The 12,207-nt window shown below is 66.3% G+C and carries 15 protein-coding genes; 8 read left to right on the top strand and 7 right to left on the bottom strand.

Annotated features, from left to right (window positions below; genetic code table 11):
* Positions 1 to 3 precede the first annotated feature (3 nt).
* The 5 genes from mltG to fabD form a co-directional block, all read right to left on the bottom strand.
* On the bottom strand, positions 4 to 1,266 hold the full coding sequence (gene mltG, locus GIW81_RS01870; protein ID WP_154737650.1) for an endolytic transglycosylase MltG: 1,263 nt from the start codon (positions 1,264 to 1,266) through the stop codon (positions 4 to 6).
* Between the two features lie 167 nt (positions 1,267 to 1,433).
* Entirely contained in the window at positions 1,434 to 2,696 is a 1,263-nt protein-coding gene (fabF, locus tag GIW81_RS01875) for a beta-ketoacyl-ACP synthase II (protein WP_154737651.1), read from the bottom strand.
* A 140-nt stretch (positions 2,697 to 2,836) separates the two neighbouring features.
* Positions 2,837 to 3,079, bottom strand: coding sequence for an acyl carrier protein (locus tag GIW81_RS01880; protein ID WP_068462321.1), 243 nt, complete (start codon positions 3,077 to 3,079; stop codon positions 2,837 to 2,839).
* Positions 3,080 to 3,423: 344 nt separating this feature from the next.
* Positions 3,424 to 4,167 carry a 3-oxoacyl-[acyl-carrier-protein] reductase gene (gene fabG, locus GIW81_RS01885; protein WP_154737652.1) on the bottom strand — a complete coding sequence of 248 codons (744 nt, stop codon included), beginning with the start codon at positions 4,165 to 4,167 and terminating at the stop codon, positions 3,424 to 3,426.
* A gap of 11 nt (positions 4,168 to 4,178) precedes the next feature.
* Positions 4,179 to 5,126 carry an ACP S-malonyltransferase gene (fabD, locus tag GIW81_RS01890; protein ID WP_154737653.1) on the bottom strand — a complete coding sequence of 316 codons (948 nt, stop codon included), beginning with the start codon at positions 5,124 to 5,126 and terminating at the stop codon, positions 4,179 to 4,181.
* A gap of 202 nt (positions 5,127 to 5,328) precedes the next feature.
* Between fabD and GIW81_RS01895 the strand changes: the two genes are divergently transcribed.
* Complete coding sequence (locus GIW81_RS01895) at positions 5,329 to 5,589, top strand: hypothetical protein (protein WP_154737654.1); 261 nt, start codon at positions 5,329 to 5,331, stop codon at positions 5,587 to 5,589.
* Positions 5,590 to 5,675: 86 nt separating this feature from the next.
* Positions 5,676 to 6,071, top strand: coding sequence for a DUF4431 domain-containing protein (locus GIW81_RS01900; protein WP_154737655.1), 396 nt, complete (start codon positions 5,676 to 5,678; stop codon positions 6,069 to 6,071).
* A 12-nt stretch (positions 6,072 to 6,083) separates the two neighbouring features.
* On the opposite strand, the gene GIW81_RS01905 is transcribed toward GIW81_RS01900, so the two are convergent.
* A complete protein-coding gene (locus GIW81_RS01905; protein ID WP_154737656.1) occupies positions 6,084 to 6,377 on the bottom strand; it encodes a hypothetical protein in 294 nt (97 codons plus the stop codon).
* Positions 6,378 to 6,587: 210 nt separating this feature from the next.
* Between GIW81_RS01905 and GIW81_RS01910 the strand changes: the two genes are divergently transcribed.
* Positions 6,588 to 6,767, top strand: a complete 180-nt coding sequence (locus tag GIW81_RS01910) for a hypothetical protein (RefSeq protein ID WP_154737657.1) — start codon at positions 6,588 to 6,590, stop codon at positions 6,765 to 6,767.
* Between the two features lie 23 nt (positions 6,768 to 6,790).
* Here GIW81_RS01910 and GIW81_RS01915 read toward each other — a convergent pair whose 3' ends face one another.
* Positions 6,791 to 7,000, bottom strand: coding sequence for a hypothetical protein (locus tag GIW81_RS01915; RefSeq protein WP_154737658.1), 210 nt, complete (start codon positions 6,998 to 7,000; stop codon positions 6,791 to 6,793).
* 931 nt (positions 7,001 to 7,931) lie between these two features.
* Here GIW81_RS01915 and rpsF point away from each other — a divergent pair.
* From rpsF to GIW81_RS01940, 5 genes are all read left to right on the top strand, one after another.
* Positions 7,932 to 8,528 carry a 30S ribosomal protein S6 gene (gene rpsF, locus GIW81_RS01920; RefSeq protein WP_154737659.1) on the top strand — a complete coding sequence of 199 codons (597 nt, stop codon included), beginning with the start codon at positions 7,932 to 7,934 and terminating at the stop codon, positions 8,526 to 8,528.
* Positions 8,529 to 8,530: 2 nt separating this feature from the next.
* A complete protein-coding gene (gene rpsR / locus GIW81_RS01925; protein ID WP_154737660.1) occupies positions 8,531 to 8,785 on the top strand; it encodes a 30S ribosomal protein S18 in 255 nt (84 codons plus the stop codon).
* A 134-nt stretch (positions 8,786 to 8,919) separates the two neighbouring features.
* Positions 8,920 to 9,879 carry a DUF2232 domain-containing protein gene (locus GIW81_RS01930; RefSeq protein ID WP_154737661.1) on the top strand — a complete coding sequence of 320 codons (960 nt, stop codon included), beginning with the start codon at positions 8,920 to 8,922 and terminating at the stop codon, positions 9,877 to 9,879.
* Between the two features lie 46 nt (positions 9,880 to 9,925).
* Positions 9,926 to 10,510, top strand: a complete 585-nt coding sequence (gene rplI, locus GIW81_RS01935) for a 50S ribosomal protein L9 (protein WP_154737662.1) — start codon at positions 9,926 to 9,928, stop codon at positions 10,508 to 10,510.
* A 110-nt stretch (positions 10,511 to 10,620) separates the two neighbouring features.
* Complete coding sequence (locus GIW81_RS01940; protein ID WP_154737663.1) at positions 10,621 to 12,135, top strand: replicative DNA helicase; 1,515 nt, start codon at positions 10,621 to 10,623, stop codon at positions 12,133 to 12,135.
* Positions 12,136 to 12,207 lie beyond the last annotated feature (72 nt).

Consider the following 12,207-nt stretch of genomic DNA (forward strand, 5'->3'; position numbering starts at 1 on the left):
GGCTCATTGCTTCGGCTTGCGGACCGGCAAGGGGACGGAGGCGCCGCTGCCCACGGCCGGCGCGGTACCCTTGGCGTTGAGCACGCGCGGCGCCGCGGCTTGGGTCGCCAGCGGCACGGGCACGGCATCAGGCGTATCGGCAGCGTCCGCCGGCTGATCCTTCTTCCGGTCGCGCTCGACCTTGCGCCAGACGTTCACCGCCGCATTGTGCTCCTTGAGCGTGTCGGAGAACGTGTGACCGCCGGTGCCGTCGGCCACGAAATAGAGATCGGTGGTCATCGGCGGATTGAGCGACGCCTCGATTGCCGGGCGCCCCGGGTTGCAGATCGGCGTCGGCGGCAGGCCGCCGATCTGATACGTGTTGTGCGACGACTTCTGGTCGAGATCGGCGCGCGTGATCGAGCGCCCGAGAGTGCCCTGCCCCCCGACGATGCCGTAGATCACCGTCGGGTCCGACTGCAGGCGCATGCCCTTCTTCAGGCGGTTCATGAACACCGCGGCGACGCGGCCCCGCTCGTCCGCCCGGCCCGTCTCCTTCTCCACGATCGATGCGAAAATGATCGCCTGCTCGGGCGTCGTGATCGGCAGGCTCGGCTGACGCCGCTCCCAGGCGGCGGCAAGAAAGCGCTGCATCTCGCCCTGCATGCGCTCGAGCAGTTCGCGCCGCTCCATGCCCTTCGAATAGCGGTAGGTGTCCGGCAACAGTGTGCCTTCGGCCGGGATCTCGGTGATATCGCCGACGAGTTCGTCCTCGCCGCGGAGTTTCTCGACGATCTGCAGGCTCGTCAGGCCCTCGGGGATCGTAATCTTGGAAAGGACGCCCCGGCCCTGCGTCAGCGTCTCCATGATCTCCGCCATGCTGGCGTTCTTTTTGATCTCGTAGTCGCCGGCCTTCAGTTCCAGCGGCTTCGGACCCAGCGCACTGCGCAGCATGTAGTTGATGATGAAGGCCCAGCGGTTGGAGATGGCGCCCTCGCGTTCCAGACGCGTCGCGATCTCGATGCGTCCCTCACCGCGCGGCACGGTGACGACGCGCGACACCGCCAGAGGACCGGACGTCTCGAACTGATGGTAGAGCAGCGCCATGACGCTGCCGGCGGCGAGCATGACGACCAGAACGACCGTGAACAGGCCGCTCAAGAAGCGCATGAAGCCCGAGCCCCGGCGGGGCGCGTTGGGCGCCACGGCACCGCGCGGCGGTCCGGGCGGACGCGACGGTTCGAGCATCTCGGACGGCGAGCGCGGACGGATGGCCCCGCGCCGCATGGGAGGCTCGTGCCGCGAAGGTGGCAAAGTGCTCAAGTTGCGCTCCCGACGAAGCCGGCCCCGCGCGGCAGGTCATTCTCGCCACGACCCTAGGACCAATTATGGCAAAAGCGCGAATGGAATTCGTTACCCGATACGCAGCCGTGGATGCCCGTGGCGGGAGGGCCTCAGGCGACGCGGCGCAGGATAAGCGAGGCGTTGGTACCGCCGAAGCCGAACGAGTTCGACAGCACGGTATTGATCTCGCGTTTCTTCGCCGTGTGCGGCACGAGATCGATCGCCGATTCGACCGAGGGGTTGTCGAGATTGAGGGTCGGCGGCGCGATGTTGTCCCGGATGGCCAGCGCCGAGAAGATCGCTTCCACCGCTCCGGCGGCACCCAAGAGATGCCCGACGGCCGACTTGGTGGACGACATGGCCACCTTACCGGCGGCATTGCCGAACAGGCGCTCGACGGCGCCGAGCTCGATCTCGTCGCCCATGGGCGTCGAGGTGCCATGCGCGTTGACGTAGTCGATATCGCTCACGTCGATCTGGGCGCGCTTCAGGGCGGCGCGCATGCAGCGGTAGGCGCCATCGCCGTTCTCGGCCGGCGCCGTGATGTGATAGGCGTCGCCCGACATGCCGTAGCCGATCACCTCGGCGTAGATCTTCGCGCCGCGTGCCTTGGCGTGCTCCAGAGATTCGAGAACAACGACGCCGGCGCCCTCGCCCATCACGAAGCCGTCGCGGTCCTTGTCGTAGGGACGCGAGGCCTTGGTCGGGTTGTCGTTGAAGCCGGTCGATAGCGCGCGGCAGGCGATGAAGCCGGCCATGCCGATGCGGCAGATGGGGCTTTCGGTACCGCCCGCAACCATCACCTCGGCGTCACCCAGCGCGACGAGACGCGCCGCGTCGCCGATGGCGTGCGTGCCGGTCGCGCAGGCTGTCACCACCGCGTGGTTCGGGCCCTTGAGGTCGTGCTTGATCGAGACGTAGCCGGCGGCGAGATTGATCAGGCGTCCGGGAATGAAGAACGGCGAGACGCGTCGCGGCCCCTTCTCGTTCAACAGCAGCGAGGTCTCGGCGATCCCCGGGAGGCCGCCGATACCCGAGCCGATCAGAACGCCCGTCGTCTCCTGCTTCTCGGGCGTATCCGCCGTGAAGCCGGAATCGGCGATCGCCTGGTCCGCGGCGGCGACGGCATAGATGATGAAGTCATCTACCTTGCGCTGCTCCTTCGGCTCCATCCAATCGTCGGGATTGAACTTGCCTTCGGCGGTGGCGCCGCGCGGAACGAAGTTGGCGATCTGGCAGGACAGATCCGCAACGTCGAACTCCTCGATCCGCCGCGCGCCGCTCTTGCCGGCAATGAGGTTCGACCACGCGTGATCGACCCCGCAGCCGACGGGGGAGACGATGCCGAGACCTGTGATGACGACGCGACGCATCCTAGTCCTTCGAAGCGGGAGAACGGCGCCGTCCCCAGCCCACGCCGCGCTCAAGCCCGTGAGCCTGATGCGTCCGCACGAGCAACCGCGGCGTCGCCGTTCCAGAAACCGCGGTCAGGCAGAAAGGAAGCGAGCGGCCTTTAAGCGGCGCTGGCGTTCTTCTCGAGAAACTTGACCGCGTCTCCGACGGTCAGGATGTGCTCGGCGGCATCGTCGGGGATTTCGCAACCGAACTCCTCCTCAAAAGCCATCACGAGTTCAACCGTGTCTAGACTGTCGGCGCCCAGGTCGTCGATGAAGCTGGCGTTCTCGGTGACCTTCTCGGCCTCCACGCCCAGGTGCTCCACGACAATCTTCTTCACGCGCTCAGCGACATCGCTCATCGTCTTCCCTCGCGTCGGTGTTGCTCTTGGCAGTTCGTAAATTCGGTTATCAGGACTAGCCCTTGACCCGGCTCGGCGCCACGACTTCTATAAAGGCGCACGCCACCGTTGGGTATTGAAACGACGCGGCTATCCCACTTGTTCGCACTCCGTGCGGCGGCCGAACTCAGGCCCTTCGTTTACTCGCACTAGTGTGCCGAGGGTCGAAAAACCGTTCGGCTCGTTAACATACTTCACAGAGCTTGGCCAGCGGCGCACCGGTGCATTCGGCCGCACACCTTGCGACCTAAATTCCCCAGACGGGCCAAGCAGTAGAGCGAACTGATGCACATTTACCATGGGCATTAGACCATCGCCATGCCGCCGTTGATGTGCAGCGTTTGCCCGGTGATGTAGCCGGCCTCGTTGCTGGCCAGATAGATGACGCCGGCAGCGATCTCCTCCGGCGCGCCGAAGCGTTGCTGGGGGATCATCTTGGCGATCTCGTCGGTCTGCTTCTCGTTCAGCGCCGCGGTCATCGGGGTCGAGATGAAGCCCGGCGCGATGCAGTTGGCGGTAATTCCACGCGGTCCGACCTCGCGGGCGAGCGACTTGGTCATGCCGATCACGCCGGCTTTCGAGGCCGAGTAGTTGCCCTGGCCCGGATTGCCGAACACGCCCGAAACCGAGGCGATATTGATGATCCGGCCGAAGTTCGGCTTGGCGCGCAGCATGGCGCGGGCGGCAGCGCGGCACAGCATGAACGTCGAGGTGAGGTTGACGGCGATCACCTCGTCCCACTGCTCGTCCTTCATCACCATGAAGAGGTTGTCGCGCGTCAAGCCCGCATTGTTGACCAGGATGTCGAGGCGGCCGAGCTTCCCCACCGCCTGCTCGATCAGCTTCACGACCTCATCGCGCTTACCGAGGTCGCAAGGCAGCACGTGCCCGCGGTCGCCGAACTCCTTCGCCAGCGCCTCGAGCTTGTCCACCTGGCGGCCTGACACCGCCACGGTGGCGCCCTGCGCGTAGAGCGCGCGGGCGGTAGCGGCACCAATGCCGCCGGTCGCGCCGGTGACGAGGGCGGTCTTGCCGGTGAGGTCGAACATCGGGGGATCCTCTAGGAGTTGAGACGCGCGAGCGCGGCGTCGATGTCGGCCGGGGTGCCGACGCTGCTGGCGGTGAGCGAAGCCTCGATGCGCTTGGCGAGACCCGCGAGGACCTTGCCGGAGCCGATCTCGTAAACGTCGGTGACGCCGCCCGCGGTCATGTAGGTAACACACTCGCGCCAGCGGACCGTGCCGGTGACCTGCTCGACGAGGCGCTTCTTGATTTCCTCGGGGTCGGTGATCGGTAATGCCAGTACGTTGGCCACCACCGGCACGGCCGGGGCGTTGACCGCCACCTTGGCCAGCGCGTCGCGCATCGCGTCGGCGGCAGGTTGCATCAGCGCGCAATGGAAGGGTGCGGACACGGGCAGCGGCACGGCGCGGCGCACGCCGTGTGCCTTGCCGATCTCGGGCACGCGGTCGATGGCGGTCTTGTCGCCGGAGAGAACCACCTGTGTCGGCTCGTTGTCGTTGGCGACCTGGCAGACGTCGCCCTGGGCCGCGGCTTCCGCCACCTGGCGCGCGGCCTCGATGCCGACGCCGAGCAGCGCCGTCATGGCGCCCTTGCCTACCGGGACGGCGGCCTGCATCGCCTGACCGCGCAGCTTCAACAGTCGCGCCGCATCGGCGAGCGAGAAGGCGCCGGCCGCGGCGAGCGCCGAGTATTCGCCCAGCGAGTGGCCGGCGACGAATTTCACCTTATCCTTCAGTGAGAACCCGTGGTCCTTCTCGAGCACGCGCATGACCGCCATCGACACCGCCATCAGCGCCGGCTGGGCGTTCTCGGTGAGCGTCAGCGTCTCCTTCGGCCCCTCCCACATGATCTGCGAGAGCTTCTGGCCGAGGGCGTCGTCGACTTCCTCGAACACGGCGCGCGCGCTGGGGTAGGCCTGAGCCAGCTCGCGGCCCATGCCGACGTCCTGGCTGCCCTGTCCGGGGAAGATGAATGCGATGGCCATGAATTGGGGCTCGGCTGGAGGATTTGGCTGGCAAGAACACGCCTGTCACACGCCTGTCAAGCGGCGCATACAGCCGCGGTGCGGGACGCCGAGGGTCGCTTAGGGGCATGGGCAAGGGACAACGTAGCGGGCCCCGCCTGTCATGATCCTGTGAAGCTGCCGTGGTCCCACTCCCCGCGGAATTCGCGAGGAGAAACAGTCCATGCCGCATCGTTCGTTCGATCCGGAAACCGTCTCGGTCATGGGGTTGGCACTCGATGCCGCCTGGGCCGAGGTCGAGCGCTCCACCCCGGTGCGCGCCGCGCCGGAGAAGGCGGGCATCCGGCGGGCGCTGGCGCTGAGGATCATGGCCGCGGTCCGCGCTGGGCAGCGCGACCCGGAGCGCCTCTGCGCAGTGGCGCTGCACGTCATCGAGGGTTGCCGCATCGTTCGCGCCGACGCTCACGCACCCGCGGGACATTAAGGCCGGACATTAAGCACGCCGCGACGCCGGACGCGCATCTCCCTACCCTCTGCTAGGATCGGCCCCAGTCATCTCGAGGCCGTCCCATGCGCCCATCCCTCCGCGCCGCCTGCATCTGCCTGTTGCTCGGCGCCATGCCGGCGCTGGCCTGCGAGGCCGCTATCAACCTCATCTACAATAAGCCGGTCGATATCCGCGGCACCCTCAAAGCCGGCAAAGGGCAGCACGAGGCGCAGGGTGCATTCGCCTATAGCTACGTCGCGCTCGACCAGCCGGTCTGCGTCGCCTCGGAGACCGCGGGCGACGAGTTCAACGAGCCGACCGACAAGCCGATTGACCGCATCCAGATCGCCGGCGAGGCAGCCGGCAAGGACTTGCCGCTCGGCAAGCGCGTGAAGGTGAGCGGCACCCTGTTCGGGGCGCACACCATGTGGCACGCCGAGGACGTGCTCATCGACACGAGCGACGTCACACAGGAATAGTTCAGATTGCGGCTACCCGCGCTTCGCCTTGCGCTTTTGAACCCGCTTGCGTGCCGGTGCACGTTGCGTCGCGGTCGGCGCAATGAAGCCTTCCCAAAACGCCGCTTGCTGGTTGACCAGCATGCGGGCCGGCGACCACGCCATCAACGTCTCGAGCACCGCGAGCTGCCGATCGAGCACCGAGCGCCCCAACGCCTCGCGCCGCACCGCGTCGCCGATCGCCAGCGCTTTCGTGCTCGGGCGGCGGCGCCGAGGTGATTTCGCGGTTACGGATTTGCGGCGGACCGGTTTCTTGCGCGGGGGCATGGGCACATCCTCTGTAGGTGCGGAGCGCAGCGCTCCTAGACAGATCGACGACGTCCCCCCGCCGCGAGAGGTGAGCCTACAGGTGATAACGGTTCGCCGGCAAATAAGATCGCCTAGTGCGCGGAATTGCCGGAAAAAACGGCGGCCAACCCGATCAATGGAACGCCGGGCTTTCCTCTGCCGTTGATATTGTGATTAGCGGGAAAGGGAATGGTCAACGATCGACAAAGGGATGCCCTGTTAGTGATCGGTAAGCATCTCAAAAACGAGCTCGACCGCGAGCCTCCGGAGCGCAAGCCGGACATCGAGAAGGCGCTGCGGCGGCTGCTCGAGCGGGATGTGGCGGAGCGCTCACGCCCGCATACGCGGTGGTCAGGGAAGGGCAAGTAGCCTGCCTCACCCAGCGCACGCCGTCAGAAGCGCTGGAGCCCTATGGCGCGTCCATAACTCTCCAGGGCGAGCCGCCGCGACGTGATCTGCTCGACGACGTGATGCGACATGCCGGTGATGCTTGCCAGCCGCATCGCCTCGACGGCGGCGGCGCCTTTCGACGGATGCGCGCCCACCTGCTGATGCAGATCATCGGCGACCCTGAAGATCGCCCACCTGCGGACCATTGCCATTTCGCCATACCTCCTGAACCACAGCTCAGCGCTGCGAGCCTGGAGGCTAGGGGTGCCTACGCGAACGCGCTGTCGCGCAGGGAACACCTGCGAAGGCGATGGAGCCGGAAATCGCCTCAGAACGGGACGCTGCCCTTGATGGGGGCGCTGGGCCGGCCCGGCCGACTATCTCAGAACCGATACCGCTAAGGCCTGCCTGGAGGCGCACCCTCATCTCTGCTTCTGCAGATTTGCATTGCTTTGGCGTGCTCCAGGCGGGCGGCGGCTTCGCAGAGATCCCGATGCTCTCCTTGAAATTTGTCGCTGCATTGCTGAAGCCGTTTATTTTGCGCGCCGATCAGCCGTTGGACGCATACCTCATCCATTTCGGCGGCTGCCGATGGGGATGGGATCAGGGCGAGGGATAGTAGGACCGCGCCGAAGATGTGTTTGCACACTGGGTGATCTCCGAGAATCTCCTAAGGGCCGTGGACGTCGCTCTGCAAAGCGGTCGAGCCTGACCCTACGCAATCCTACTCCATTACGCCCTTTCGAGAGTATGCGGGTCGCGCTCACGGGCAGCTGCGGTCACGTCAGATCAGAACGGGACGCTAGCCTTGATGGAGGCGCTGTTCTGCTGCGTCTCCTCGCCTTGGCGTTGATCACGGCGATGCCGGCCGCCTTAATGCCGCGGGGCGCCTGCTCGTGGCCGCCAAGCCCCTCGCGCCCATCGTGGGCTTGCCCTGGCGGCGATTTCGGCTATAAACCGCCCCTTCGCTCGCTTCGGCTGAAGGCTGAACGGGGAGCCGTGCGCGGGAAACCGAACCGGCAGGGCCCTTAAGGGGGTCCGCTTCCCGGTGTCTTCACTCTCTTGGGTGACCTGCTTGGGCCTTTCTCGGGTCCATTAGGGGCTTTGCGCCGGGGCGGCACGAACAAAGGAAAGGCAATCCGCATGGCTCTTTATGAGCATGTCTTCTTGGCGCGCCAGGACGTCTCGAACGCCCAGGTCGAAGCGCTGACCAAGGAATTCTCCGACCTCATCGAGCAGGGTGGCGGCAAGGTCACCAAGAGCGAGTACTGGGGCGTCAAGTCCCTCGCCTACAAGATCAAGAAGAGCCGCAAGGCCCACTTCTCGCTGCTCAACATCGATGCGCCTCCGGCGGCGGTGGCCGAGATGGAGCGGCGCATGGGCCTGTCGACCGAAATCCTGCGCTTTCTGACCGTGAAGGTCGAAGCGCACGAGACCGAGCCGTCGGCCATGATGCGCAAGAGCGACCGCGACGAGCGCGGCGACCGTGATCGCGGCGGCTTCGGCGGCCGTGGTGGCGGCGGCGGCTTCCGCGGCGGCGGTGGCGGCGGCTTCCGCGGTGGCGACCGCGGCGGCGGCGGTGGCGGCGGTTTCCGCGGCGGCGACCGCGAGGGCTCGACGTTCCGTCCTCGTCCTCCCCGCGACGGCGATCGCCCGCCGCGTGACGACCGTGGCCCCCCGCGGCCCCCGCGTGATGGCGGGACGGGTGGCTCATCGTCTGGTTCCGGCTCGGAGGCATAACAATGGCAGAGATCGCAACTCCCGGCGGTGGTGGCCGTCGTCCCTTCCATCGTCGTCGCAAGACCTGCCCGTTCTCTGGCCAGCATGCGCCGAAGATCGACTACAAGGACGTGCGCCTCCTTGGCCGCTACGTCTCGGAGCGCGGCAAGATCGTGCCGAGCCGCATCACTGCGGTGTCGTCGAAGAAGCAGCGTGAGCTGGCGCGCGCCATCAAGCGCTCGCGCTTCCTTGGCCTGCTGCCGTACGTGCTGAAGTAAAATTCCGGCGGCGGGTGCATCGCGCCCGCCGTCCTCTGCCAAATAAGTGCCGGGAAGAATTCTCGGCACGAGGTTGGGACAAGGCGGGAAGCCGCACGTGTCTCTAACCGCGATACCGCGGGACAGCTGCTTTGATGCCGTATCGTCTGCTCATCGCATTGGGAGCCGGGCTCATCTCGGCGGTCGTGTTCGCCTCTGCGACCACGGGCCCGCTGCTGATGCGCATGATCCTGTTCCTGCTCACGGCGCTGCCGCTGTTCCTCGCGGGCCTCGGATTGGGACCGCGCGCGGTCGCGGTGGCGGGATTTTCCGGGGCGCTGCTGGTGCTCGTCGCGGGCAGCCCGCTCGGCGCCCTCGTCTTTGCCGCCAGCCAGGCCATCCCGGCGGCGATCCTCATCTATCTCGTGGCGCTCAACCGCGTCGCCGACGATGGGCGCACCGAATGGTATCCCGTCGGGCGCATCGTCATCGCCGCCGCGCTCATCGCCGGCGGCTTCGCCACGCTGACGCTGTTCCTGCTCGGCGGCGACATCGACACCTTACGCTCAGCGTTGCGCGGCATGCTGCAGACGTTCGTCGACAACGAGCTACCGAAGATGCCGGACGCCCCCACGCTCGGGCCGGCGGATATCGACGAGGCGACCGGGATCGCGCTGGCGCTGCTCCCTGCAGCTTCCGCCATCTCGACCATGGGCAGCTTGCTGTTCAACCTCTGGCTCGCCGGCCGCATCACCATGGCCTCCGGCCGCCTGCAGCGTCCCTGGCCGGATCTGGCGGCGATGGTCTATCCGCCGATGGCGCCGTTGATGCTCGCCGCGGCGACGGCTGCCGGCTTTCTCGCCGGGTTACCGGGCATGATCGCCGCCGGCTTCGCCGGTCCCCTGCTCTTCTCCTACGTGCTGCTCGGTCTCGCAGTCGTCCACTACACGACGCGCGGGCGTTCCTGGCGGCCGTTCGCGTTGTGGGGCCTCTACGCCTCGCTCTTCATCATGAACACCATCGCGTCTCTCGCCATCGCGCTTCTCGGCCTCGCCGAGGCGATTTGGCCGATGCGCAAACTCTCACCACCACCCGACGAACCGCCGTCGACCTGATCGCCGGCTCAACACAACAAACGGTTAGATAGAAGGAGTATTGAACATGCAGGTCATTCTGCTTCAGCGCATCGGCCGCCTCGGCCAGATGGGCGACATCGTCAACGTCAAGGACGGCTACGCGCGCAATTTCCTGTTGCCGCAGAAGAAGGCGCTGCGCGCTACCGACGACAACCGCCAGCACTTCGAGAGCCAGCGCGCCCAGCTCGAGGCGAACAACCTCGAGCTCAAGAAGGAAGCCGAGGCAGTCTCCGAGAAGCTCGACAAGAAGGTGTTCGTCGCGATCCGTTCCGCCGGCGACACCGGACAGCTTTACGGCTCGGTCGCCACGCGCGACATCGCGGAAGTCGTCACCGCCGGCGGCTTCACCATCGACCGCCGTCAGGTGATCCTCGAGCGTCCGATCAAGAACCTCGGCCTGCATCCGGTGCGCGTCGCGCTGCACCCTGAGGTCGTCGTCACCGTGTCGCTGAACGTCGCTCGCTCCGAGGACGAGGCCGAGCGCCAGTCGCGCGGCGAGGACGTCACCATGGTCAAGGAAGAAAAACTCGAGCTCGAGACGTTCAATCCCGAGATGTTCGAGGAAGGCGCCTCCCCGGCCGAGGGCGAGGAACAGGCCAAGGAAGAGTAGCGGCGGGCGATTCGCGACGTTGCAAACGAAATCCCGTCCCCATGTGCATAGTGGGGACGGGACCAGCCAGGCGCTCGACGGCGGACCGATTGAATCGGATACCGTGAGCCATGGCAAAAAACGCGCTCCAAGTCTCCGATCGGTTCGCTGCCCTTAGCGCTGCCGACGATTCGCTGCCCTTCCGTCAGGCTCCCCACAACCTCGAGGCGGAGCAGGCGCTGCTCGGCGCGATCTTCGTCAACAACGAGACGATGGACCGCGTGTCGGGCTTTCTCGACCCGCATCACTTCTACGATCCGCTGCATCAGCAGATCTACGAGACGGCGGCCAAGCTCATCCACGCCGGCAAGCAGGCGACGCCAATCACGCTGCGCACCTTTTTCGAGACGGCCGAGCCGATCTCGCCGACGCTCACGGTGCCGCAGTACCTCGGCACGCTCGCCGGCAAGGCGACGACCATCATCAATGCCGAGGACTATGGCCGCACCGTCTATGACCTCGCGACGCGCCGCGCGCTGATCATCATCGGCGAGGACATGGTCAACAATGCCTACGACAGCCCCGTCGACCTGACGCCGCGCACGCAGATCGAGGACGCCGAGACCCGCCTCTACGATCTCGCCGAGCAGCGCAAGTACGGCTCGGGCTTCCTGGGGTTCGGCACGGCGCTCACCACTGCCATCGAGATGGCCGGCGCCGCCTACCAGCGGGCTGGGCACCTCTCGGGTCTGTCGACCGGCCTCACCGACCTCGACAACAAGCTCGGCGGCCTGCAGTCCTCCGATCTCATCATCCTCGCCGGCCGCCCCTCGATGGGCAAGACGGCGCTGGCGACGAACATCGCCTACAACATCGCCAAGTCGTATCGCGCCGAGCAGCAGCCGGACGGCACGATGAAACCGGTCGACGGCGCCATCGTCGGCTTCTTCTCGCTCGAAATGTCCGCCGAGCAGCTCGCCACGCGTATTCTCTCGGAGCAGGCGGAGATCGGCTCGGAGAAGATCCGCCGCGGCATGATCAACGAGGACGAGTTCCGCAAGCTCGTCGAGGTCAGCCGCGTGATGAGCGAAAGCCCGCTCTACATCGATCAGACCGGCGGCATCTCGATCGCCCAGCTCGCCGCGCGCGCCCGCAAGCTGAAGCGGCAGAAGGGCCTCGGCGTTCTCATCGTCGACTACCTGCAGCTCCTGACCGGCTCCTCCAAGCGCGAGAGCAACCGCGTGCAGGAGATCACCGAGATCACCACCGGCCTCAAGGCGCTGGCGAAGGAACTCGCGGTGCCGATCATCGCCCTGTCGCAGCTGTCGCGCCAGGTCGAGCAGCGCGAGGACAAGCGTCCGCAGCTTTCCGATCTGCGCGAGTCCGGCTCGATCGAGCAGGACGCCGACGTCGTCATGTTCGTCTACCGCGAGGAGTACTACGTCGAGCGCCTGAAGCCCTCGGAGGGAACAGCCGAGTTCACCGAGTGGCAGCAGAAGATGATGGCCGTGTCCGGCAAGGCGGAGGTCATCATCGGCAAGCAGCGCCACGGCCCGGTCGGCACGGTCGAGTTGTCGTTCGAGAGCCACCTCACGCGCTTCGGCAACCTCGCCCGCGACTACCAGGTCACCCCATACGGCCGCTGACAAGTTGGCTATGCGCGACGCCCCTCATGCGCGCAAGAACGCCGTACGCCCAGCGGAGCGTACGGCGCGTTT

It is taken from the genome of Hyphomicrobium album, assembly GCF_009708035.1.
Taxonomy (GTDB): Bacteria; Pseudomonadota; Alphaproteobacteria; order Rhizobiales; family Hyphomicrobiaceae; genus Hyphomicrobium_A; species Hyphomicrobium_A album.